Below are 24,019 nucleotides of genomic sequence, written 5' to 3'. Positions count from 1 at the left end.
AGCCTGAGCTGAAAAACCTCGACGTCCCGGGGGCCGGTTCGGCATGCTTCCAGTGCTCGAACACAGGGCGCCGGCGTGTCCTCGACATCCCGGCCCCAGGGCACCGGGACCGGGGAGGCCCCGGTGATCGGGCGGCACCACGAGGGTCTGCGGCCCTTGCTCCGCAGAGGTGCCGCCCGGTCACCCCACCCACGCATCCTCCCGCCCGACTCAGCCGACCCAGAGCGCGACCCGGTGGTCCTCGTCCGTGACGTAGAACGGCCGCCCGTCCAGCTCGGCCACCCCCTCGACGTGGTGGAACGGCGCCAAATCCGCCACCAGTTCCCCGCCGAGACGGCACGCGTCGTCCGACCTACCGTTCGGGAGTCGGAAACGCACGTGTCGGGAGGTGACATCACCCCCGCCGGGGTGGTCGTCCAGCAGCACTGATCCCTTGCCCAGCGCGTCGATCGAGCCGATCACGGCCGCGTACCCGCCGTCCGCCGTCGGGCTGATCGCCCGAAAGCCGGTCAGCTCTCCGGGCGGGGTGACCCCGGTCAACACGTACGTGCCCACCGCCCGTGGCCACGCCGGCTCGGCCGTGAACATGCCCGGCACGTCGGCCACCTCGACCAGGATCGGCTCACCGGCCTCGGTGACCGGGAAACGCAGCCCGAGCAGCACCGTCCCACCCGGGGTGAAGGCCGCAGCCTCCACGTTCAACGGCAGGTCATCCGGGGTGAGGCGACTCACCCAGCTCTTCTCCCGGGCGGTGCCCCTGGCCAGGGTTTCCACGATGAACCGGGCCCGCACCCCTTCCCCCGGGGGCAACAGGACCAGCGGCGACCCGGCGAGGGCGTCGTTCACTGCCCGGTGCAGCCGGAACGAGTTGCGCACCACGTGCACCGCAAGCGCCCCGGCCGCCGCCTCGTCCTCCCGGAACCGGGCCACGAAGGCACGTCGGGGGCGCAGCGGGCCACCTTTCGAGCCGAAGTGGGAGCCGAAGACGTACACCCAGCCGTCGTGGTGGGCGAGCGCCTCACCGTCCTCGGTCCGCCCGTTCTCCGCACCGGCGTCCGCCAGCACGTGCCGGGCCGTCCACTGGCCGTCGTCCAGTTCCAGCAGCAACGCGAGGCAGCGCTCCACCGGCCCCTCGTCCAGCACGGTCCAGAAGCCCCGCCGAGCGCCGTACGCGCGAAGCAGGGCCACCGACCGCACCGGCAGCAGGTCGCTGGCCTCGTTGCCGGCCACCACGAATTCGACGAGTCGCAGGGTCACCGAGCCAGCCTACGGAGCACACGCTCGTACAGTGACGGGGTGCCTGACACCGCGATCCCCGGACCGACCGCTCACCCGACCGATGCCGCGACGTTCACGGCGCTGCACGCCGACGCCACCGCGTTGCTCGCCGACTGGCAGCCCACCAGCCCGGACGCGGCGCGCGCACGGGACCGCACCCTCCGCCTGCTCGACGCCGGCCCGATCGCGATGAGTAGGCAGCACCGCCCCGGGCACATCACCGCCAGCGCGCTGGTCCTCGACGCCACCGGCTCGCGCGTGCTGCTCTGCCTGCACGGCAAGTTCGGGCGGTGGGTGCAACTCGGCGGGCACTGCGAGCCGGTCGACCAGACTCTGGTGGCCGCGGCGCTCCGCGAGGCCACCGAGGAGTCCGGGATCGCCGACCTGCGCATCGACCCGGTGCCGATCGACGTGGACGTGCACCCGGTGCAGTGCCAGGGTGGCTCCCTGCACCACGACGTCCGGTTCGCCGTGCTCGCCCCGCCCGGGGCGGTGGAGCAGGTCAGCGACGAGGCCGAGGATCTGGGCTGGTTCCCGCCGGACAACCTGCCCGAGCCGCTGGCCGGCGGGACCGTGCAACTGGTCGCGCCGGCCCTCGCCGCCCTCAGACGTAGCCCTCTTCGCCTCGCTCCTTGAGCTCGTCGACCAGGGCCTTGACGTCCTGCGCCCGGTCGCGGGGGCAGACCAGCACCGCGTCCGGGGTGTCCACCACGATCAGGTCCTGCAACCCGAGGACCGCCACCAATCGCCCCGACTGCGGCACGACGACCAGGTTGCTGCTGTCCCGCAGCAGCACACCGGGCTTCGCGTCGGTGCCGAGCACCACGTTGCCCGCGTCGTCGGCCGGCAGCACGTCGCCCAGGGTGTGGAAGTCGCCGACGTCGTTCCAACCGAAGTCGCCCGGCACCGTCGCCACCCGACCCGCGGTGGCCGCGCCCTCCATCACCGCGTAGTCCACCGAGATCTTCGGCAGGGTCGGCCAGATCGCGCCGAGAACCTCGTCCTGCTCCGGGGTGCCCCAGGCGGCGGCGATCGCGACGACGCCCGCGTGCAACGCCGGCTGCTGACGGGCCAACTCGGCGAGGAAGACGTCCACCCGCCACACGAACATGCTCGCGTTCCACAGGTGACGGCCCGAACGGACGTACGCCTCGGCGACCTCGGCGCCCGGCTTCTCCTTGAACTCGGCCACCTGCCGCCACGGCGAGCCGTCGGTCTCCTCGCCGGTCTCAAGGTAGCCGTAGCCGGTCTCCGGCCGGGTCGGGGTGATCCCGACGGTCATCAGCATGCCCTGCTCGGCCCCGCGGACCGCCTCCTGGACCGTACGGACCCAGCTGTCCGGGTCGCGGATCAGATGGTCGGCCGCGAAGCTGCCCATCACCGCCTTCGGGTCGCGTACCGCGATCACCGCCGCCGCCAACGCGATCGCCGCGCAGGAATCCCGAGGGGACGGCTCGACCAGGATGTTCTCCTCGGGCAGACCGGTCAGCTGCCGGGCCACCGCCGCGACGTGCGCGGCACCGGTGACCACAAGGGTGCGGTCCGGTGTGGTCAGCGGCGCGAGCCGTTCCACGGTCGCCTGCAGCAGCGAGGCGCTGGTGCCGGTCAGCGGATGGAGAAACTTGGGGTGGCCGGCACGAGACAACGGCCACAACCTTGTGCCGCTGCCACCTGCAGGAATGACCGCATAAAGCATCCGCACATCATGCCCGACGAGCCTGCCCGGAGTGGCACGGGTCACCACTTGGGTCGGAGACTCAGGATCGCGCCCTGCTCCAGGCGGCGATGTGCACCTCGGCGCTGGTCGCCCAGGTGAACTCCTTCGCCCGGTCGAAGCCCGCCTTCGCCAGCGACAACCGTCGTTGCTCGTCGTCGAGGAGGGCGGCCAGGTCGGTGCCGATCTGCTCCGGGTCCTCCGAGGTGTACGCGACAGCGTCGCCACCCACCTCGGGCAGCGACAGCCGGGGAGTGGTCAGCACCGGGGCGGCACACGCCATCGCCTCCAGAATCGGCAGGCCGAACCCCTCGCCGTAGGACGGATAGGCGGCGACCAGGGCGCCACCGAGGAAGCCCGGAAGGTCGCCGTAGCGCAGGTAGCCGGGGCGCAGCAGGCGCAGGTGCGACGGAACCTCGGCGACGGCCCGGTCGATGTCGTCGTCGTGCCCCTGCCCGCCGGCGATCACCAGGGCCGGCGGGTCGGACCGCTCGGCCACCGCGCGCGCCCAACCACGAATCAGGTTGGGTACGTTCTTCCGCGGCTCCTTGGCCCCGAGGAACGCGACGTAGCTGCTGTTGCCGAGCCCCAGCCGAGCGCGGACGCGGGCCTTCTCCTCCTCGGTGGGAGCGTGGAAGGCAGCCTGGTCGACGCCGTGGTAGGCCACGTCGATCCGGGTCGGGTCGGCGTCGAGCAGGCGGATCAGCTCGTCCCGGGTGGCCTTGCTGGGCACGATCACCCGGTCGGCGCGGCGCAGCGAGGTCTTGATGGCGCTGCGGAAGAACGTGCGGCGGGACTTGTCGTAGTGCTCCGGCTCGGTGAAGAACGTCGCGTCGTGCACGGTGACGGTGACCGGGCAGCCGGCCCGCAGCGGGCAGGTGTAGAACGGCGAGTGCAGCACCTCCGCACCGACCTGCTGGGCGAGCAGCGGCAGGCCGGTCTGCTCCCAGGCGAGCCGGGCCGGGCGGTGGGCCACGGCGGCCGGGGCGGGGATGATCTCCGCGCCGGGCAGCATGCGGGTGTAACGCTCCAGGTCGGTGCGGAGGCTGACCACCGCCAGCTCCACCCCCGACCCGCACACCTTGCCGAGGGCACCGAGCAGACCGTCGACGTAGCGACCGACACCACCACGGTCGGCGGGGACACTCGTGGCGTCGATGAGCACGCGGGGCGGGCGACCGGCGGTCACGGGGCGACTCCTTGCACTGGCGGGTCTGTGGGGAAAAACACTCCGGGGGCCAAGCCTACGCCCGAGCGCGGGGGCGGCGCTGACTGCGACCCGACGGTACGCCGACTTGTCATCGCCATCGAGTACGGCCGGCAGGGGCGTATCGTTCGCGCCGATGGCCGACAATATTGCCCGGGTCTTCGCCGATGCGATCGCGACCGACCCGACCAGACCGTTGCTCACCTGGTACGACGATGCCAGCGGGGACCGCACCGAACTGTCCGGCGCCACCCTGGCGAACTGGGTGGCGAAGACCGCCAATCTTCTTGTCGACGAGGTCGGCCTCGCCCCGGGCACCCCGGCCGGCGTGTTGCTGCCGCCGCACTGGCAGGCCGCGGCGGTGCTGCTGGGTTGCTGGTCGGCCAAGTTGAACGTCGTCGACACGCCGGGAGACGTGGACGTGCTCTTCGCCGCCGTCGACCAGTTCGACGAGGCGCAGTCCTGGGCGGCCGACGAGCGGTACGCCCTCGGGTTGGCCCCGCTCGCCGCCCCACTACGGCAGGTGCCGCCCGGGTTCGCCGACTACGTGGTGGAGGTACGCCGGCACGGCGACCACTTCACGCCGCAGCCCGGTCCGGGCCCCGCCGACGAGCGTCTGCTGACCCGGGCTGAGGCCCGCGCCGACGAACTGGGCATCGAGCGTGGGGCGCGTGTCCTGGTCGACGCCACCCGCTACCCGGACCCGGTGGACTGGCTCCTGGCCCCGCTGACCCGCGCCGCCACAGTGGTCCTCTGCGCCAACCAGGATCCAGCCCGCCTGGACGCCCGAGTAACCACGGAAAAAGTCACCCACCCCCTCCCGTAACCCCACCCCCACACCCCCACCCCTCAGCCCCAGCCCCAGCCCCGTCGATCATGGAGTTGTGGTGGGGATTTCTTGTGGACATGCCCTTTTTGTGGAGCACCACAACTCCATGATCGACCGGCGTGAGGGCCGCGAGGGGTGGGGCGGGAGGCCCGGCGGGGCGGGAGGCCCGGCGGAACGGACGGGTCGGCGCGGCTGGCTCGGGGTCAGGCCGACGGGGCTTGCGCCATGATCCACTCCACATCGGCGATCTGGCGGTATCCCGCGCCTTGGGCTCAAGTGGTTGTTGCAACGGGGTGGATTCTCGTCAGGATGAGGGGTCATGCCGGGGCAGAGGTTGTCGTGCGCGGAGCGGGCGCAGATTGAGGTGTTGTTCGGTCAGGGACTGAACTGTCCGCAGATCGCGGTGGTGATTGGGCGGGATCGTTCGACGGTGTGGCGGGAGTTGTCGCGTAATCACTGTGGCACTGGGGGTCGGGTGCCGTCGGGGCGGCGGCATCCGCATGGTGCGGCTCCGGGGTATGTGGCGGGGGTGGGTTACCCGAAGGGGTGGGGTGGGGTGTATCGGTGGAAGTACTGTCACCGCAACGCTCAGGGCAAGGCCGACGGGCGGGCGCGGCGTCCTCGTGAGGGGAAGTTGCGTCCGAGGTGGGGGCGGGCGTGGCCGTCGTTGTGGCAGACGGTCAAGGATCGCCTGAGCCAGCGGCACTCGCCGCAGCAGATCGCCCGGTCGTTGCGGCGGGAGTTTCCTGACAGGCCGGAGATGTGGGTGTCACACGAGACGATCTACCAGGCGATCTACTTTCAGGCTCGGGGTGGGATGCGCCAAGAACTCGCCCGGCAGGTCGCGTTGCGCTCGGGGCGTTCTGGTCGCCGGCCGCAGTCGCGTCAGGCCAGCGCGGCCCGAGGCCGGCCGTGGGTGCGGGACTTCCACATCTCGACTCGCCCGGCGGAGGTCGCCGACCGGGCCGTGCCGGGGCACTGGGAAGGCGACCTGGTCATCGGCGCCCGAGGCTCCAGCGCGATCATCACCCTGGTCGAACGGGCCACCCGATACGTAATGCTCGGCGCTCTGCCCGAATCGCGGGTCAGTGAACAGGTCATCGACACCCTCACCGCCCTGATGCGCCGCCTACCCGCCGAGCTACGCAAAACCCTGACCTGGGACCAGGGCATCGAAATGATCTACCACCCCATCTTCACCCTGGCCACCGACTGCAAGGTCTACTTCTGCGACCCCCACAGCCCATGGCAACGCGGCAGCAACGAGAACACCAACGGTCTCCTGCGCCAGTACTTCCCCCGCTCCAGCACCGACTTCCGCACCTGGACCCAAGACGACCTCGACGCCGTCGCCCGCGAACTCAACGGACGACCACGCCAAACCCTCGACTGGCAGAATCCCGCCGAGGTACTCCACCAACACCTGGTTGCAACCGCCACCTGAAACCGCCCGCCCCGGATACCCCAAGGTCGCCGATGTGGAGTGGATCACGTACGAGCACGCCCTGACGCCCGTGCAGGGCGACGTTCGCGCCGAGCGTCAGGCACGGCGAGCGACCCCGACGGGCAGCCGGCCCGACGGCGAGCGACCCCAACGGGCAGCCGGCCCGACGGCGAACGGCCCCGACAAGCAGCCGGCCCGACGGCGAACGGCCCGACGGCGAACGGCCCGACGGCGAGCGGCCCGACGGCGAGCGACCCCGACCGGTAGCCGGCCCGACGGCGAGCGACCCCGACCGGTAGCCGCCCTAGGCGGAGGTCCTCGACTGGGCGAAGGTGGCGAACGCGGTCAGGGACTCCGGGTTGGCCAGCGCGCCCTTGGCCGCGGCCTGGTCGACCGGCGTGCCGGTGAGGATCTTCTTGACCGGCACCTCCAGCTTCTTCGCCGACAGGGTGCGGGGCACCGCACGCACCTGGTGGATCTCGTCGGGCACGTGTCGGGGCGAGAGGGCGGTGCGCAGTTCGCGACAGATCGTCGCGCGCATCGCGTCGTCAAGGGTCAGACCCTCGGCGAGCACCACGAAGAGCAGCAGCTCGCCAGCACCACCCTCGTCGTCCTCCAAATGCACGACGACGGAGTCGAGCACCTCGTCCAGCCCTTCGACCACCGAGTAGAACTCGGCGGTGCCCAGCCGCACCCCACCACGGTTGAGGGTGGCGTCGGAGCGTCCGGTGATCACGCAGCCGCCGCGCTCGTTGATGGTGATCCAGTCGCCGTGCCGCCACACCCCGGGGTAGACGTCGAAGTACGCCTCGGCGTAGCGGACGCCGTCAGCGTCGTTCCAGAAGCCCACCGGCATGCTCGGCATCGGCTCGGTGATCACCAACTCGCCCAGTTCACCGATGACCGGGGTGCCGTCGGCGGAGCGGGCCTCCACCTTCGCGCCCAGGGCACGGCAGGCGATCTCCCCGGCGTACACCGGCAGCAGCGGCACCCCACCGACGAAGCCGGTGCACACGTCGGTGCCACCGGAGAGCGACTGGAGCTGGAGATGGTCGCCGACGGTGTCGTACACCCAGTGGAAGCCCTCGGCGGGCAGCGGCGCACCCGTGGAACCCACCCCGCGCAGCGCGGACAGGTCGGCGATCTCCCGGGGGACCAGCCCGGCCTTGCGGCAGGCCAGCAGGAAGGGGGCGGAGGTGCCGAAGTACGTGGTGCCGGTCTCCGCCGCCAGCCGCCACAGCCCACCGAGGTCGGGCTCAGCTGGCCGGTCGGGCTCCGCCCGAACCCCGGGGTTGCCGTCGAAGAGCACGATGGTCGCGCCCACCGCCGGGCCGGAGACCAGGAAGTTCCACATCATCCAGCCGGTGGTGGTGAACCAGAAGAAGCGGTCCGCCGGGCCCAGGTCGTGGTGCAGGGCGAGCATCTTCAGGTGTTCCAGCAGGATGCCGCCGTGGCCGTGCACGATCGGCTTGGGCAGCCCGGTGGTGCCCGAGGAGTAGAGAACGTACAGCGGGTGGTCGAACGGCACCGGCGTGAACGTCGACGGCTCGTCGGTCGGCGCGGCCAGCTCGGCCCAACCCAGCGTGCCGTCCGGCGGCGTGGCCTGCGGGTCGAGGTAGGGGATGCTGACGGTGTGCCGCAGCGACGGCAGGGCGGCCCGGATCGCCGCCACCTCGGCGCGCCGGTCCACCGGCTTGTCGCCGTAGCGGTAGCCGTCCACGGCGACCAGCACGGTCGGCTCGATCTGCTGCCACCGGTCGGTGACGCTGCGGGTGCCGAACTCGGGCGCGCAGGACGAGAAGACCGCGCCCAGACTGGCGGTGGCCAGCAGGAGGACGTACGTCTCCGGGATGTTGGGGGCGTACGCCGCCACCCGGTCACCGGCGGTGACGCCGAGCCGGCGCAGCCCTGCCGACACCCGGCGTACCTGCTCACGCAACTCCCCGGCGGTCAGCGTGACCGGCGGTCGGGTCTGCCCGTGTGCGATCACCACCGGGTCGTCGTCGACCCGCCCCGGCATCCGCAGCACGTTCTCCGCGTAGTTGAGCGTGGCCCCGGGGAACCAGCGGGCCCCGGGCATCCCCCGCTCGGCCAGGGTGGCGGTCGGCGGGGTGTGCGCGATCACCTCGAAGTGGTCCCAGATGGAGCGCCAGAACGCGTCCAGATCGGTGGTGGACCAACGCCACAGCGCGTCGTAGTCGGCGAAGTCCAGCCCCCGGTGCTCCCGCAGCCAGCGCAGGTAGCCGCCGATCCGGGACCGCTCGCGTACGTCCGCCGGCGGCGCCCACAGCATGTCACCCACTGGTCCACCCTCCCCTGGCCCGGCACGACGTTGTGAATGGGCCGTGGCGCCATCTTGCCCTACCTCGAAGCGCCATTCTGCGCACCGGGTACGCCGACCGATGCGTGCCCGTCCCACACTCCACCCCGCCGACCTGTGTGGGTCAGCCCGCGCGGTGGGCCTGGATGGCGCGGCGGCGGGCTAGGCGGTGCGCCCGGCGGATCTCCGCCTCCTTGTACCGGCGCTCGTCCTCCGCGGTCTCCGGCAGCACCGGGCGGACCGCCCGCGGCGCCCCGCCGACGTCCACGCCGACGAAGACCAGGTACGCGGTGGCCACCCGGACCGCCGCGTCCTCGGCCGAGTCCCACCGTTCGGCGACGACCCGCACGCCGACCTCCATCGAGGTCTGGCCGGTCCAGTTGACCTGCGCGTGCGCGTGCACCAGGTCACCGACCCGGACCGCCTCGGAGAAGACGATCTCGTCGATCGCGGCGGTCACCGCCGTGCCTCCGCTGTGCCGGGCCGCTGCGGCACCCGCCACGTCATCGACGAACTTCATCAGGACCCCGCCGTGCACGGTGCCGTAGAGGTTCACGTCCACGGCAGTCATGATCTTGCTCAGCGTGACGCGCGAGTACGACGTCGGCTTGCCGACCGGTGCGGCGGAGAGGTGCTCAGTCATGTCGAAAACGGTACGGTGCGCGGATGCGACATCTCTGGAGCTTCCTCGCCGGGCTGGTGGTGGCGCCCATCACCTGGGTGCTGGTCACACTGGGGCAGGACGGGTCGAGCCGGACGGTCGACCGCTGGGTGGAGATCGGCACGTTCAACACCGCCAACCTGATCGAGCCGGCCGTGTACCTCGCTGTCGGTGGTGTCCTGTTGGGCCTGCTCGGCACGCTGCGTTTCTCACCGCTGGGCCCGCTGGTGGCCGGGTTGCTGCTGGTCACCCCGTACATCGGGATGTTCGTGGCGCCCTTCACGGTGCGGGACGCGATCCCGCACGAGTGGAAGGTGTTCGGCGATCCGCTGCCGCTGCGACTGCCGGTGGAGAACGGCACACTCTTCCTGGTCGGTCTGCTGCTGCTGATGGCGACCTTCAGCATGCAGCGGTGGCGGCAGTGGCCCAACCCGGCGACCGAGCCGGCCGCGACTCCGGCCCCCGTGCCGGACGGAGGCCCCCGCAACGACGACTTCACCCTCACCGACTGGCCGCCGGCCACGCCGGCGGATCGGGACACCGCGCCCCTCACTCTGGGTTACCCGGCTGATTCGACGCCGACCGAGCCGCTGCCGCGGCGGGTCGGTGGCGAGTCGCCCTGGTCCGCTCCGCCGCGCGGTCAACCGCGCCCGGAGGACACCACCGAGATCCGCTGAATCGTCGGGCGGGCCGGTCACCCGGCCCGCCCGCTGTCTCGTACCGAGAACCCGGCCCTAGTGCACCGCGACCGCGAGGTCCGGGTCGACGGTGCCGAGGCTGGCACGGGGGACGACGACGAGCATGACCACCAGGGCGGCGGCCATACCGCCCGCGATGACGATCGCCATCGGCACGCTTCCGGTGCCGAACAGACCGGCCAGCGGCGCGGACAACGCGCCGATGCCGAACTGTACGGCGCCGAGCAGCGCCGCGGCGGTGCCCGCCGCCTCGCTGTGCCGGCTCATGGCCAACGCCGGGGCGTTCGGTAGGGCCAGCCCGGCGGCGGCCAGCACGAGCCACAGCGCGGCGAGCAGGGTGCCCAGACCACCGAAGCCGGTCGCCGCGAACAGGACCAGCAGCAACCCGGCCGCCGTGCCGGCGATCAGGGCGCTGACCAGGATCTGCTGCGGGGTGTAGCGGCGCAGCAGCCGAACGTTGAACTGGGTGGCCGCGATCAGGCCCACCGCACCGGCCCCGAAGGCCAGGCCGAACTCCTGCTCGTCGAGGCCGTACTCCTGCTGGAGGACGAAGGACGACCCGGAGACGTACGCGAACAGGGCTGCCATCGCCAGCCCGGCGACCAGCACCAGGCCGACGAACGCCCGGTCGTTGAACAGCCCCCGGTAGTCGCGCACTGTGGCAGCCACCCCTCCGTGCCGCCGACGCGTCACCGGAAGGGTCTCCTGGAGCCGGAGCGCGGCAACGACGATCAGCAGCGCGCCGAGCACCGCCAGCGCCGCGAAGACGCCCCGCCACTCGGTCCAGCGCAGCAGGCCGCTGCCCAGCGTCGGCGCGAGGATCGGCGCGAGACCCATGACGAGCATCAACCGCGAGAAGATCCGGGCGAAGGACGCCCCGCTGAACAGGTCGCGGACGACGGCCGTGGCGACCACTGTGGCGGCCGCGACGCCGAGCCCCTGGAGCACCCGCAGTGTGCCGAGCACCGCGATGGTGGGCGCGAAGACGCACAGCACGGAGGCGACGATGTGCGCGGCCAGCCCGGCCAGCAGCGGAATCCGCCGTCCGACCACATCGGAGAGCGGGCCGATCAGCAGCTGACCCAGGGCGAGACCGACGAGCGTGCCGGTCAGCGTCAGCTGCACAGCGGTCTCGGTGGTCTGGAGACCTGCCGTGATGGCGGGGAGTGCGGGGAGGTACATGTCGATGGTCAGCGGCCCGATCGCGATCAACGCGCCCAGCACGAGGACGAGTTGCACCCGCTGACGGTTGGTCATCAGATCGCCGGGCAGGACGCCCTCGGTGATCGTCGGCTCTGCCGTGAGGGTGCCCGCTCCGGTCTCTTCCACGGACTGCTTCATCATCTCGATCTCTCTGCGGAAGCGGGTGTCGTCACACGTGGTGCGGGGCGTCCCCGCACCCGCGGGAGCAGCGGGCATGGTGACGGACATGACGAGCAGGGGTCGTGGTGGAGGTGAACGCCCGGAAGGCGTACGGCGTTCCCAGTGTGTGGGGTGTCACGCCCCGACGGTTCGACGCCGACGGATGCCGGGTGTGACGGCGGTCACGGCAGAACGAGAACCGAAGCGGGGGTACGCGTCGTCTTGCCTTTCGTGAGACGAAGTCTGGACGGGCTCGACGAGGGCGAACTGCTCCGCCGGGTCGCTCGGGGCGACCGACGCGCGTTCGACGCGCTGTACCGGCGTACCGCCCCCTGGTTGACCGCACGCCTGCGTCGGCGCTGCGCCGACGAGGACGTGGTGGCCGAGGTGTTGCAGGAGACGTACCTGGCGGTGTGGCGGTCGGCCGGCAGTCAGGCGCAGTCGTCCTCCGCGTCCGGCAGCGCCGTCGGCTGGCTGTGGACGATCGCCGCTCACCGGCTGGTCGACGCGTTCCGCCACCGGGCTCGACGCGAGCGGATCCCGACGGTGCAGACCTTCGAGACGGTCGCCCCGGCCGCCGAGGAGGAGGCGCTGGCCGGCGGGTTGGACGCCAACCTCGAAAAGGCCCTGCACGCGCTGCCCCCGGAGCTACGACAGGTGCTCCGCGCGATGGTCCTCGACGGGCTGACCGCCCGGGAGACGTCGCTGCTGCTCGGCATGCCGGAGGGAACCGTGAAGACCCGGGCGCGACGGGCCCGAATCGCACTCCGGGAGGCGCTGTCATGACCACTCACCCCGCACCCGCGCTCATCTCCCACTACGCCTCGGGCGGCGTGGGCGTCGACGACGCGACCATCTGGGCGGTGGAGGCGCACCTGGAGACCTGCGCCGACTGCCGGGCGCTGCTGACGGCTGCTGTCGACCCCGGCACGCGTGACCTGCTCGACCGGGTGGCCGACACCGTCGCCGCCGGGATCGCCAACGGTCCGGGGCCGGTACGACGACGGCGGCTACGGCGTACCGGGGTGGCCGCCCGGATCCTGCCGTGGCTCGCCACCGCCGCCGGGCTGATGCTGGCCGCGGTCCTGTTCGAGAAGACCTTCGCCACCCTGCCGTCACTGGTGCTGCTTGTCGCACCGGTCGCACCGCTGCTGCCGGTGGCCGCCGTCTGGAGCCGGCGCGTCGACCCGGCCTGGGAGTTGGCGGCCACCACACCCCGTACCGGCCTGCCGCTCCTCATGCGCCGCACGTTGGGGGTGCTGCTCACGGTCCTGCCGGTGCTGGCGGTGGCCGGCTGGGGCACCGGGCACTCCCCCGGTCTCTGGTTGCTGCCGGCCCTGGGCTTCACCGCCGGGGCGTTGGCGCTCGGCACCGTGGTCGGGATCGACCGGGCCGCACTCACGTTGGCGCTCACCTGGTCCGTGGGTGTGGTGGCCCCGAGCCTGGTCGGCGGGCGCCTCCCGGCCGTCCTCGCGGGCAGCAGCCTGACCGGTTGGGCGCTCATCACGGTGCTGTTGCTGGCCGTGGTCCTCGTCCAGGCCCGATGGCGGTCGCAGCTACCCACCAGCACGTTCCGATGACGAGATACGGAGACATGATGATGCGTACGGTCAGCGTGGCGGAGACCGCGCCGTCCACCTACCCGTGGTCCGTGCACGCCGAGACGTTGCAGGTGAAGGCCGGCCGGCACCTGGCGGTCAACGGTCTGGACCTGGCGTTGGGCATCGGCGTACACGGGCTGCTCGGCCCCAACGGCGCCGGTAAGACGACGTTGATGCGGGCCCTGGCCACAGTGGTGAAGCCGTCCGCCGGTCGACTCACACTGCTCGGCGAGGACGTCACCGCCGGCGCGGACCTGCGCCGGGTACGACGTGGCCTGGGCTACCTGCCGCAGCACTTCGGCTTCTACCCGCGTTTCACGGTCCGGGAGTTCGTCGAGTACCTGGCCTGGCTCAAGGAGATGCCGAAATCGGTCATCCCAGGTGCGGTGCAACGGGCCATCGAACGGGTGGGTCTGGCCGACCGCGCCGACTCCCGGATGAAGACGCTGTCCGGCGGGATGCTGCGCCGCGCCGGCATCGCCCAGGCGATCGTCAACGACCCGGCGGTGCTGTTGCTCGATGAGCCGACGGTCGGTCTGGACCCGGAGCAACGCCTGGACTTCCGTGAGCTGCTGCGGGAGATCGGCCTGGACAGCTGCGTACTCGTCTCCACCCACCTCGTCGAGGACGTCGCCGTGGCCTGCACCGACGTGGTGCTGGTGAGCGAGGGCCGGCTGGTGTGGCAGGGCAGCACCGGTGAGCTGGCCGAGCAGGGCGGCGCCGACGACGCCGGCGACAGCGCCACCGAACGCGGCTACTCGTCGGTGCTGCGGGCCTACCGTGGGCGGGTGTCGGCGTGACCGGACGAATTATGCGCATCGAACTACGCCGCTCGGCGGCGGTGGCGATCGCCCTGCTGATGCTGGTGACCGGCACGGTGCTGCTGCTCACCGCCACCCAGTTCTTCGCCGGGCGCTGGATGCAACTGGCCGTCACCACCCGGACGATGCTGATGGTGCTGCTGCCACTCGCGCTGGCCGGCGGGGCGTTGCTGGGCCGCCGCGACGCCCGTTGCCGGGTCGACGAGTTGTTCGCCAGCACCGTCCGGCCACGGTGGCAACGCGTCGGCCCGACCGCCGGCGCTCTCGCGATCTCGGTGGTGACCGCGTACCTCCTGGTGTTCCTCATCGCGGCCGGGTGGGTGGTGCGGACGTCGGCGTACTTCCCGGTCGCCGCGATCGTCGTGACAGCGGTCGGCGTCCCGGCGTTGGTCGCCGCGGCCTGGCTGGGCATGGCGGCTGGCCGGGCCGTGCCCCGGTTGATCACCGCACCCGTTCTCGCCGTGGCTGGTTTCGTCCTGGTGGGGTTGGTACCGGACCTGGTCATGATGGTTGACACCGCCTCGACTCTGACCAGGTCCCGGCCGGAACCGTCGGCGGTGCTGCTCATCCCGGTCTTCAGCGGCGGCGTGGACGACTTCCAGACGGTCGTCAACCGGGTCAGCCTGCTCCAGATGGTGTGGCTGGTGTCCCTCGCCGCCACCGGGCTACTGCTCCTGGGCGCGGTCCGGCGTCGGGCCATCGCGCTGGCAGTGCTCCCCGCAGTGCTCGGCGCCGCCGTCACCGTGCCGCTGCTGCCCGTGGGCGGAACGCGCGGCGCGGTCGCCGCCGACCCGGTCGCCGTCGAGCTGGTCTGCGACAACGACGGCCCGCAGGTCTGCGTGACCCGCGCACACGCCGGGGTGCTGCCCGACGTCGTCGGCCCGGCCCGGGAGGCCCTGGCCGTGATGGCGGCGAAGCTACCCAATGCCCCGGTCCGGGCGGTGGAGACCCGACAGGTCGCCTACTGGGCGCAACTCTCACCCGACCTGTCACCGCCCCGGCACCCCGCCGACACTGTCGTCTTCGAAGCCCCGACGATCACCAGCTCCGGAGGCGCCGACCTGTCCGACGACTACTTCCGGCCGTTCCTGCTCCGGGCCGCCTGGCAGCAGGAGTGCGGCGAAGGGTCGGAGCGGGACGACGAGCCCCTCGCCCGGATAGTCGCCGCCGCCTGGTTGACCGACCAGCCACCGACACTGGAGTCCTGGTGGGATCGCGCGGACGCCGAGCGGGCACAACGTGCCTACCAGGCGCTGGTGAGCCTGCCGCAGGCCGAACAGCGGCAACGGATGGCGGCGGCACGGGAGGCAGCGCTGGACTGCCGCTACGACGCCCTGCTGGCGCTCCTGCCCGAGGACAAGCCGTGAGATGGCTCCAGCTGTACCTGCGCTCCCGTGGGGTGCCCCTCGCCCTGGGTGTCGCGACCGCCGTGATCGTGCTGGCGTGGGTGATGTCGTCGACCTGGACGACCTCGACGACGATCAACGCCCGTACGGCCAGCCTCACCATCATGCTGGCGGTGGTCGCGTTCGGGGCCACCCTCAACGGCGCCGACGACGCCCTCGACCACACCGGGTCGGTCAACTGGCCGTTACGCCGTGCCGGGCACCTGCTCCTCGCCGCCGCCGTGATCACCGCCCTGCTGTCGCTCAGCGCACTCACCGACGTGCGGTACGAGCCGCTCGCCCTCGTGCTGCGCAACACCGCCGGCCTGCTCGGGCTGACCGCGCTCGGCACCGCCCTGTTCGGCGCCGCGCTGTCCTGGATCGCCCCGCTCACCTGGACCCTCATCGCGGTCCTGCCGTTCCTGGGGCCGAGCAGTGACGTGCGGGTCCAGGTCGCCAGCTGGTTGACCCAGCCCGCCGGCACCACGGCTGCCACCGCCTGCGCCACCGTGCTGGCCGTGGCCGGTCTGCTGGCGTACGCGCTGCGTGGCGGCCCGCTCCGACCCGCCAGCGAGACGGCCCCGGACCGGTGACGTACCACCGTACGTAGCGGCCGCCCGCGCCCCGTGCTCGCCCAAGATCCGCGCAAGAGCAGGGATGTTGCTGCCTCCAGCGTTGCCGAGGCAGCACCATCCGGGAAGTTGCGCGGATCTTGGGGCGGGGCGGGACACCTGGGCGCGGGGTGCGCCCTAGACGACGCCGGCCAGCAACTGCCGGGCCATGACGATGCGCTGCACCTGGTTGGTGCCCTCGTAGATCTGGGTGATCTTGGCGTCCCGCATCATCCGCTCGACCGGGTAGTCCCGGGTGTAGCCGTAGCCACCGAGCAACTGCACCGCGTCCGTGGTGATCTCCATGGCGGCGTCCGAGGCGAAACACTTGGCCGCCGCGCCGAAGTAGGTCAGGTCCGCGTCGCCCCGCTCGGACTTGCCGGCGGCCGCGTACGTGAGCTGCCGGGCCGCCTCCAGCTTCATGCCCATGTCGGCGAGCATGAACTGGATGCCCTGGAACTCGGCGACCGCCTTGCCGAACTGCCGGCGCTCCGTCACGTACCCCTTGGCGTAGTCGAGCGCGCCCTGCGCGATCCCGACGGCCTGCGCGGCGATGGTGACGCGGGTGTGGTCCAGGGTCTTCATCGCGGTGGCGAAGCCGGTGCCCTCCGCGCCGATCATCCGGTCGGCGGGGATCCGCACGTTGTCGAGGTAGACCTCGCGGGTCGGCGAGCCCTTGATGCCGAGCTTCTTCTCCGGCGCGCCGAAGCTCACCCCGGCGTCGGACTTCTCGACCACGAAGGCCGAGATGCCCCGGGACCGCGCGGACGGGTCGGTGACGGCGAAGACGGTGTAGAACTCCGACACGCCGGCGTTGGTGATCCAGCGCTTCACGCCGTTGAGCACCCAGTGATCCCCGTCACGCACCGCCCGGGTGGTCATCGACGCCGCGTCGCTACCCGCCTCCGGCTCGGAGAGGCAGTACGAGAACATGGCCTCACCCGCCGCGACCGGCGTCAGATAGCGGCGCTTGATCTCCTCGGAACCGGACAACAGCAACGGCATCGTGCCAAGTTTGTTCACCGCCGGGATCAGCGAGGAGGACGCGCAGGCTCGGGCGACCTCCTCGATCACGATCGCGGTGGCCAGCGCGTCCGCGCCCGCCCCGCCGTACTCCTCGGGGATGTGGGGGGCGTGGAAGTCGGCCGCCCGCAGCGCGTCGTAGGACGCCTTGGGAAACTCCCCGGTCTCGTCGGCCTCGGCGGCGTGCGGGGCCACCTTCGCCGCGCAGACCTCCCGGACCGCGTCCCGGATCGCCTGGTGCTCATCGGGCAACCGGTAGACGTCGAACGACTCCCCTGCGGCCATGTCGGCCCCTCCCCTTCACCGCTATCATGCGCAGTCTGTGACGACTCCGGACCGCTGACCGAGCAGACTGAAGACTAGCGACTGCAGTTCAGGAGATGTTACCGGCGCGTAGGCATGGGCATGAGGGTGCACCCACGCCGCTGGGCAATGATGGAGGGCAGACAGTGAGCCACCCTCCGGTGCCCCGCCCAGGCGCCGCAGCGGAATGCGACGCGACGACGCGCCGCCAGTGCGAGCGGAGAAGACAGGCGTGACGATCCCCTACCCCACCATCCAGCCGACCCCCGCCATCGCCGCGGTGACACCGCCCTCGGGCGCGCCTCGGCCGCGGGTGACGTTCCTGGGGACCGGCTACCTCGGTGCGACGTACGCCATCTGCTACGCCGAGCTGGGCTACGACGTGCTCGGGTTCGACGTCGACGCGGACAAGATCGCGATGCTGAACGCCGGTCAGGTGCCGATCCACGAGCCCGGCCTGGACGAGCTGCTCCGGCGCAACCTCGCCGCCGGACGCCTGCGGTTCAGCACCGACATCGCCGAGACCGCCGACTTCGGTGACGTGCACTTCATCTGCGTCGGCACCCCCCAGCGGGCCGACGGGATGGGCGCCGACCTGTCGTACGTCGAGGCGTCGGTCACCAGCCTCGCGCAGCACCTGACCCGCAAGGCCCTGATCGTCGGCAAGTCCACCGTGCCGGTCGGCACGGCCGAGTGGGTGGAGCAGCTCGTCGGCAAGCACACCCCCGACGACCTCGGCGTCGAGGTGGCGTGGAGCCCCGAGTTCCTCCAGGAGGGCTTCGCCGTCGACGACGTCCTGCGCCCCAACCGGATCGTCGTGGGCGTGAAGAGCGAGTGGGCCAACGGCATGCTCTACGCCGCGCACAAGGGCGTGTTCGACCTGGCCGCCACCGAGGACCGCGAGGTGCCCCTGGTGGTCACCGACTTCGCCACCGCCGAGCTGGTCAAGGTCGCCGCGAACGCCTTCCTGGCCACCAAGATCTCCTTCATCAACGCCATGGCCGAGGTCTGCGAGGCCTCCGGCGGCGACGTCACCCAACTGGCCCGCGCGATCGGCTACGACCCGCGCATCGGCAACCGGTTCCTCCAGGCCGGCCTCGGCTTCGGCGGCGCCTGCCTGCCGAAGGACATCCGGGCGTTCCAGGCCCGGGCCCAGGAGTTGGGCGCCGGCGAGGCGCTGCGTTTCCTGCACGAGGTCGACCTGATCAACCTGCGCCGTCGTACCCGGGTGCTGAACCTCGCCGCGGATCTGCTCGGCCGCCGCTCCGGGCCGGCCGGGCCGGACTTCTCCGGCACCCGGATCGCCGTGCTCGGCGCCACCTTCAAGCCCAACACCGACGACGTCCGCGACGCGCCGGCGCTCGCCGTCGCCGCGCTGCTGCACAAGGCCGGCGCCGACGTGCACGTGTACGACCCGCAGGGCGCCGACAACGCCCGCCGCGCGGTCCCCGAGCTGACCTACGAGAACGGCATCAACGAGGCGGTCACCGGCGCCGACCTGGTCTGCGTCCTCACCGAGTGGGCCGACTTCCGCAACGCCGACCCGGTCGCCCTCGGCGAACTGGTCAACGGGCGCAAGGTGGTCGACGGCCGCAACTGCCTGGATTCGGCACTGTGGACCCAGGCCGGCTGGGAGTACCGGGGCATGGGTCGCCCCTGACCGAACGCGCTTCGACCGGCCGGCCACCGAGCATCTCGGGGGCCGGCCGGTGGCGTTGTTTGCCCCGGACCCGCCGACAAGAGTCGAAATCCGCGCCAGCTTTGGGCATGCTGCGACAGTGGGAGTCCACAGTGCGGGTGGAGGGGTGTCGTGGCGACCTTTCAATGCTCCTCGTGCGGCCGGGAGATCAAGCCGGCCGTCCGATGCCCGCACTGTGGGGCCGACCAGCCACAGTGGGTCGAACACCTGGCGGACATCGAGCGTTCCATAGCGGAGATGAAGGCGCGCGACGCCGCCATCGCCCGTGAGCAACGGCAGATCGCCGCCAAGATGCAGGCCGCGCTCTTCCAGCGGGACATCCTCGCCCACGCCGGCGAGGAGCGGGTCAAGCAGGCCACCCGACCCCGTCGGGTGCTGCGCCGCCGCCCCGGCCGGCGGCCACCGACCGCCACCACCGGCGCGCCTCCCCGGGTGCCCCGCCAGAACACCCCGCCGACTCCGGACGACCCGCCACCGCCGCCCCGATGGCTCGACGCGGACGACCCGGAGCACCCGCCGGAGGCCTCGTCGCGCGAGGTGCAGAACATCCCCCTCGGGCTGGGTGCGCTGCTGCTCGGCGTGGCCGCTGTGGTCTTCGCCGCCGTGGCGACCAGCTCGATGGACGCCGTGGCCCGGCTCGGCATCCTGCTCCTGGCGACCGTGCTGATGCTGCTCGCACCGCCGGTGCTGGCCCGGCGCGGGCTCACCTCGACCGCCGAGACCATCGCCGCGGTCGGCCTCCTCCTCGTGCCACTCGCCGGTAACGCCCTCTGGGCGGTGGACCGGATCGGCACCGGCGGCGTCTCCGCCACCGTCTTCAGCGGGGTGATCTTCGCGGTCACCGCGGGCGTCGCATTCGGGTACGCCGGCTGGACGGGCCTACGCGCGCCCCGCTTCGCCACAGTGCTCGCCGCACAGCCGGTGCTGCCGTTGCTCGCGTACGACCGGATCACCGGCCCGGGCGGCTGGGCGCTGGTGCTGGCCCTGGTCGCCCTCGTCGACCTCTGGCTGGCCCGCTCCGGCGTGGTCATGGAACGCCCCGTCCGGCAGGACGTGCCACTGCCGGACGCCGCGTCGCCGCCCCGGCAACGCAACGCCGAGAGCCGGCCGGAGGGCGACCCGGAGGAGGCCGCCGAGCTGATCGACGCCGATGCGGGCTCCGCCGAGCCTCGGCCCGCCCGCCCGGTGCCCGGGCTTCGTGAGCTGACCTGGTTGCTGCACGCGGTGGCGGTCGCCGTCGCCCTGGCGTACGCGGTCACCGCCCTGCTGCGGGCACAGACCGTGCCGACGGCCACCGGCGCCGGGATGGTGCTGCTGCTGGCCGCCACGGTCGGGCTGGCGGGCGCGCTGGTGCTGCGTCGACCGCCGTTGCCCGACGTCGCGGCCGGCATCGTCACCCTGGCCGTGATCGGTGCGCTCAGCCGAATCGTCTCGGTGGCGCTGCCCGGCCGGGCGCTGCTGCTGATCGCGCTGGTCATCACGGTGACCGGGCTGGCGGTCCGCGCGGTCCCCGAGGCCGCCCGCCGTGGGCCGCAGATCGCCTCGGCGGTGGCGTTGACGGTCAGCGGCCTGGTCGTCGCCGGTGGCGCACTACGCGCCGGGGTCGCGCCGGTCCGGGCGGCGCTGCCCGCCTGGGGTGCCGACCTCGACCGTTACCCGTCCGAACTCGCGGCGGCGGTCGGCCCGACCACCTGGCAGCTCGCGGGTGCCGCGTTCCTGCTCACCATCGCCGCGGTGCTGGCGCTGCCTCCGGAGATCCGCCGCGAGTTCGCGGTCGCCGGCGCGGCCCTGACCGCGCTCGCCGTCCCGGCCTCGTTGGGTCTCGGGTGGGCGGCGGCCCCCTGGCCGATGGTGGTCACCTCGATCGGCATCGGTGTCATCGGGCTCTCCGCCCGCACCGACCGCGCCGCGGTGGCACACTCCGTCGGCGCGGCGGTGGTGGGCCTCTTCGGTGCCGGTGCCAGTCTCAGCCGCCCCACCCTCACCGCCGCCGTCCTGCTCACCCTGTTCGTGGCCGGCACCCTGCTCGCGTTGGCACCCCGGATCCGGATCGCCTCGGCGGCCTCCGACACGGTCACCGCCTGGGCCGCCGGTGGTGCCGCGTTCGCGTTGCCCGGAGCGGTGGCCGCGTTCGTGACCGCCACCATGCCGGTCGACCCGACTCCCACCCCGGCAAGTCTCCGGGAGGTGACCGTCCCGGTCCTGGCGGCCAGCTTCCTGGCCGTCTGCGTGACTCTCGGCTACGCCGCCATCGTGCAGGTCTCCCAGCGCCGCATCCCCGCGCCGCTGTCGGTCGGCACCGGGCTGGGCGCGCTGCTCGTCACCGCCGCCGCGTTCGGCGCGCCCGGCGCCACCGTCGCCGACGCCTGGGTCGGTGCGCTTCTGCTGGTCGCGGCGGTGCTGCTCTTCCTGGCCCCCTCCATCGACGCCGGCCGTCGCGCCGACCTCACCCTCGACGGTTCCGACCTGGCCGCCGCCGCGGTCACCACCGCGCTGGTCGCCACACTGGTGCGGATCGGAGCGGTGCTCGCACCGGGCGGGCAGTTGGCGGTGGCCGCCGCCCTCGTCCTGGTCGTCGCGGTCGGCGCGCGCAGCATGCCGGAGGAGTGGCGACGTGGGCCGATCCTCGGCCTCGCCGTCGGCGGCCTCCTCATCGGCGTACTCGCCGGCTGGTCGGCGGTGCGCGGCGGGGTCGGCGTACTCGCCACCCCCGGCCCCATCTGGAGGGGTGACCTGAGCGGCTGGCCCGCCGCTCCCGTCGGCGGCTCGACCTGGCAGGCGCCCGTCGCGTTGGCGCTGTTGGCCCTCGCCGCCGGCATCCTGCTCCCGCCGCCCTGGCGCTGGGACGCGTCCGGCGTGGCGGCGGTGCTCGCCACGATCGGCGCACCCGCCGCGTTCGACCTGGCCTGGTGGTCGCCGGTCCTGGTCGGCGGCATGGTCGCCACAGTGTTCGGGATCGCCGCGGTCGCCACCGAGGAGGCCCGCGCGGGGCTGTCCCGGGCCACGGTGGCCGGAGTGGTCGCGTTGCACGCCGCCGGAGCCGGCCTGGTCCGGCCGTGGACCACAGCGCTGGCCCTGGGCAGCATCGCGCTCATCGGCGTGGTGGTGGCCACGTTGGCACGCGTCCTGGCCGGCCCGCAGGTGACCGACATCGACACCGAGGGGATGCCACCGCACCTGGCACAGATCGGTGGTGCGGCCCTCGGCGCGGCGCTGCTGGCCCTTCCCGGTGCGGTGGCGGCGCTGGCCGCCGAGTTCGAACACTCGGCGCAGGTGGTGCTGACCGCGGCGCTGGCCGCGTCCAGCCTCGGCCTGGCCGCCGTGGCGGCGGTCCGCCGGCAGGTGCCGCAATACCTGCCCTGGGTCAGCGCCGCCGTGGTCGGCGGGGCCACCATCAGTGCCCTCGCCGCGATCCCCACCGGCCTCGCCGCAGGTGTCTACGCGGCCGCCGCGGCACTGCTCGGCGTGCTGGCCGAGCTGATCCGAGCGGCCACCGTGCCGCCCACCGGCGCCGCCCAACCGGTCCGGCGTTGGGCGGTACGCCTCGACGGGGCCCTACGCCGGCTGCCGGACGACCCGGAACGACGGCGGTGGCGTTTCAACCCGGCAGCCGGCGCGCTGGCCGCTGCGGCCCTCCCGACCGCCCTGGCCCTCGCCTCGATCGCTCCCGCGCTGGTCGCCGCGCTGGTCGAGCCGCACCGCACACTGAGCCGAATCTGGGACGGCCCGCCGCCGGAGCTGCTCACCCCGCCCCCGGACGTGGTCGACCCCACCCACGTGCTGACCGCGCTGCTGCTCACCGCGACCGCCGCGCTCGCGGCCACCGGCTTCAGCGGTGGACGACGCTCCCGAGCCGTGCCGGTGGTGCTCCCCGGTGCCGCCGTCACGCTGTTGATCACGCCTATCGCGTTGGGCAGCGGCTGGCCGGCGAGCACTCTCGCCGCGCTCTCCGTCTTCACCATCGCGATGCTCGGCCTCGCGTTGACCCCACCGCCGCCGCTGGCCGAACGGGCCCGCTCGCTGCGGCTGGCCCGGGTCCTGGTGTTCGTCATCGGGTTGGCCGCCGGCGGCGCCGGGCTCGCCGGGAGCCTCGCCGCCCGGGAACTGACCCTGTTCACCCTGGGCGGTGCGGTCGGCGTGGGCGTGGTGGCGGCCCTGTTCGGCACCACCCAGCGGGCCCGCATCCTCGGTTGGCTCTTCGCGTCGCTGATGGCGCAACTCTTCGTGCTCACCGCCGGCCTGGTCGCCGGGCTGGCCCCGGTCTGGTCCGCGTTCGGGGTGCTCGCGGTCGGTGCGGTCCTCCAGGTGTTCGCCGCGGTCCTGCCCCGGCTGCGGCAACCCGAGGCGCAGCGGGAAGCCTCCACGGTGCAGTGGAGCGGCTACGCCGCCGCGCTCATCGCCCTGGCCCTCGCCTTCGACTCGCCCCGACACATCGCCGCCCTGCTGGCCGCCTGGGGCGCGGTGCTCGGCGTGGCAGCGACCCGGCCCGGTCGCCGGCCGGTGGAACGCCGGATCCTGTTCTGGGCGGTGGTGGTCTGCGAGATCACCGCCTGGTGGATCCTGATGCGGGTCGCCGACGTCGCGCTGCCCGAGGCATACACGTTGCCGTTCGCCGCACTGGCCCTGCTCGTCGGAGTCCTCGAACTGCGTCATCGACCCGATCTGAGCAGCTGGGTGGCGTACGGGCCGGCGCTGGTCACCGCCTTCGTCCCGACCCTGGCCATCGTGCTGGCCACCGAGTCCAGCACCCTGCGGCAGATGCTGTTGCTGCTCGGCGCGGTCGCGGTGCTGATCTTCGGCTCGTCCACCCGGCAGCAGGCCCCGGTGATCGTCGGCGCGACGGTCACCGCGATCACCGCGATCCACGCGCTGGTGAGCCTCGGCCCGTGGCTGGCGCTCATCCCGGTCGGCATCCTGCTGCTCGTGCTCGGGGCGAGCAACGAACGCCGCCGCCGCGCCCAGGAACGCCTACAGACGGCGCTGCGCGGCATGAGATGAGATGAGACCGGAGGGTCACGGCGGGGTGGGTGACGACGCAGGCTGAGCGGGCGCGGTTCGCGGGC

At 72.5% G+C, this 24,019-nt stretch carries 18 protein-coding genes; 11 read left to right on the top strand and 7 right to left on the bottom strand.

All coding sequences use genetic code 11. The features are described from left to right. Positions 1-210: 210 nt before the first annotated feature. Positions 211-1,257: a hypothetical protein gene (locus O7631_RS09815; RefSeq protein WP_278143959.1), complete on the bottom strand. Its 1,047-nt coding sequence runs from the start codon at positions 1,255-1,257 to the stop codon at positions 211-213. Positions 1,258-1,296: 39 nt separating this feature from the next. Here O7631_RS09815 and O7631_RS09810 point away from each other — a divergent pair, with 39 nt between their 5' ends. Further along, the gene (locus tag O7631_RS09810) at positions 1,297-1,914 is read left to right on the top strand and encodes an NUDIX domain-containing protein (protein WP_278143958.1); all 618 of its coding nucleotides are present in this window, start codon (positions 1,297-1,299) and stop codon (positions 1,912-1,914) included. Here O7631_RS09810 and O7631_RS09805 read toward each other — a convergent pair. Both O7631_RS09805 and O7631_RS09800 read right to left on the bottom strand, forming a co-directional pair. After that, positions 1,883-2,974: a sugar phosphate nucleotidyltransferase gene (locus O7631_RS09805; protein ID WP_278143957.1), complete on the bottom strand. Its 1,092-nt coding sequence runs from the start codon at positions 2,972-2,974 to the stop codon at positions 1,883-1,885. The genes O7631_RS09810 and O7631_RS09805 overlap by 32 nt on opposite strands. Before the next feature lie 61 nt (positions 2,975-3,035). After that, positions 3,036-4,181, bottom strand: coding sequence for a glycosyltransferase family 1 protein (locus O7631_RS09800; RefSeq protein ID WP_269681065.1), 1,146 nt, complete (start codon positions 4,179-4,181; stop codon positions 3,036-3,038). Positions 4,182-4,335: 154 nt separating this feature from the next. Here O7631_RS09800 and O7631_RS09795 point away from each other — a divergent pair, with 154 nt between their 5' ends. Both O7631_RS09795 and O7631_RS09790 read left to right on the top strand, forming a co-directional pair. Beyond that, positions 4,336-5,025, top strand: coding sequence for a TIGR03089 family protein (locus O7631_RS09795; protein WP_278143956.1), 690 nt, complete (start codon positions 4,336-4,338; stop codon positions 5,023-5,025). A gap of 322 nt (positions 5,026-5,347) precedes the next feature. Further along, a complete protein-coding gene (locus O7631_RS09790; RefSeq protein WP_278143955.1) occupies positions 5,348-6,472 on the top strand; it encodes an IS30 family transposase in 1,125 nt (374 codons plus the stop codon). Between the two features lie 304 nt (positions 6,473-6,776). Here the strand turns inward: O7631_RS09790 and O7631_RS09785 are convergent, their stop codons facing one another. Both O7631_RS09785 and O7631_RS09780 read right to left on the bottom strand, forming a co-directional pair. After that, the gene (locus tag O7631_RS09785) at positions 6,777-8,774 is read right to left on the bottom strand and encodes an acetoacetate--CoA ligase (protein WP_278143954.1); all 1,998 of its coding nucleotides are present in this window, start codon (positions 8,772-8,774) and stop codon (positions 6,777-6,779) included. A 142-nt stretch (positions 8,775-8,916) separates the two neighbouring features. Then, positions 8,917-9,435: a hotdog domain-containing protein gene (locus O7631_RS09780; RefSeq protein WP_145786381.1), complete on the bottom strand. Its 519-nt coding sequence runs from the start codon at positions 9,433-9,435 to the stop codon at positions 8,917-8,919. A 23-nt stretch (positions 9,436-9,458) separates the two neighbouring features. On the opposite strand from O7631_RS09780, the gene O7631_RS09775 reads away from it, so the two are divergent. Continuing rightward, positions 9,459-10,130 (top strand): hypothetical protein, encoded by a 672-nt coding sequence (locus O7631_RS09775; protein WP_278143953.1) that lies wholly within the window; start codon positions 9,459-9,461, stop codon positions 10,128-10,130. A gap of 57 nt (positions 10,131-10,187) precedes the next feature. Here the strand turns inward: O7631_RS09775 and O7631_RS09770 are convergent, their stop codons facing one another. Continuing rightward, positions 10,188-11,408 carry a multidrug effflux MFS transporter gene (locus O7631_RS09770; RefSeq protein ID WP_278147899.1) on the bottom strand — a complete coding sequence of 407 codons (1,221 nt, stop codon included), beginning with the start codon at positions 11,406-11,408 and terminating at the stop codon, positions 10,188-10,190. A 336-nt stretch (positions 11,409-11,744) separates the two neighbouring features. On the opposite strand from O7631_RS09770, the gene O7631_RS09765 reads away from it, so the two are divergent. The 5 genes from O7631_RS09765 to O7631_RS09745 are packed head-to-tail and all read left to right on the top strand — an operon-like array spanning position 11,745 to position 15,913. Next, on the top strand, positions 11,745-12,299 hold the full coding sequence (locus O7631_RS09765) for an RNA polymerase sigma factor (RefSeq protein WP_269681070.1): 555 nt from the start codon (positions 11,745-11,747) through the stop codon (positions 12,297-12,299). Further along, on the top strand, positions 12,296-13,093 hold the full coding sequence (locus tag O7631_RS09760; protein WP_278143952.1) for a zf-HC2 domain-containing protein: 798 nt from the start codon (positions 12,296-12,298) through the stop codon (positions 13,091-13,093). The genes O7631_RS09765 and O7631_RS09760 overlap by 4 nt, the downstream gene beginning before the upstream one ends. Positions 13,094-13,113: 20 nt before the next feature. After that, the gene (locus O7631_RS09755) at positions 13,114-13,914 is read left to right on the top strand and encodes an ABC transporter ATP-binding protein (protein ID WP_278147898.1); all 801 of its coding nucleotides are present in this window, start codon (positions 13,114-13,116) and stop codon (positions 13,912-13,914) included. Continuing rightward, positions 13,911-15,302 (top strand): hypothetical protein, encoded by a 1,392-nt coding sequence (locus tag O7631_RS09750; protein ID WP_278143951.1) that lies wholly within the window; start codon positions 13,911-13,913, stop codon positions 15,300-15,302. Before O7631_RS09755 ends, O7631_RS09750 begins: the two co-directional genes overlap by 4 nt. Continuing rightward, entirely contained in the window at positions 15,299-15,913 is a 615-nt protein-coding gene (locus O7631_RS09745; RefSeq protein ID WP_278143950.1) for a hypothetical protein, read from the top strand. Before O7631_RS09750 ends, O7631_RS09745 begins: the two co-directional genes overlap by 4 nt. Positions 15,914-16,069: 156 nt before the next feature. On the opposite strand, the gene O7631_RS09740 is transcribed toward O7631_RS09745, so the two are convergent. After that, positions 16,070-17,239, bottom strand: coding sequence for an acyl-CoA dehydrogenase family protein (locus O7631_RS09740; RefSeq protein ID WP_278143949.1), 1,170 nt, complete (start codon positions 17,237-17,239; stop codon positions 16,070-16,072). 250 nt (positions 17,240-17,489) lie between these two features. Here O7631_RS09740 and O7631_RS09735 point away from each other — a divergent pair, with 250 nt between their 5' ends. Continuing rightward, a complete protein-coding gene (locus O7631_RS09735) occupies positions 17,490-18,917 on the top strand; it encodes a UDP-glucose/GDP-mannose dehydrogenase family protein (protein WP_278143948.1) in 1,428 nt (475 codons plus the stop codon). Positions 18,918-19,067: 150 nt separating this feature from the next. Further along, entirely contained in the window at positions 19,068-23,954 is a 4,887-nt protein-coding gene (locus O7631_RS09730) for a permease (RefSeq protein WP_278143947.1), read from the top strand. Positions 23,955-24,019 lie beyond the last annotated feature (65 nt).

This window comes from Micromonospora sp. WMMD967 (assembly GCF_029626165.1).
GTDB classification, from domain to species: Bacteria; Actinomycetota; Actinomycetes; order Mycobacteriales; family Micromonosporaceae; genus Micromonospora; species Micromonospora taraxaci.
This window is presented reverse-complemented; position numbering and strand designations above follow the sequence as displayed.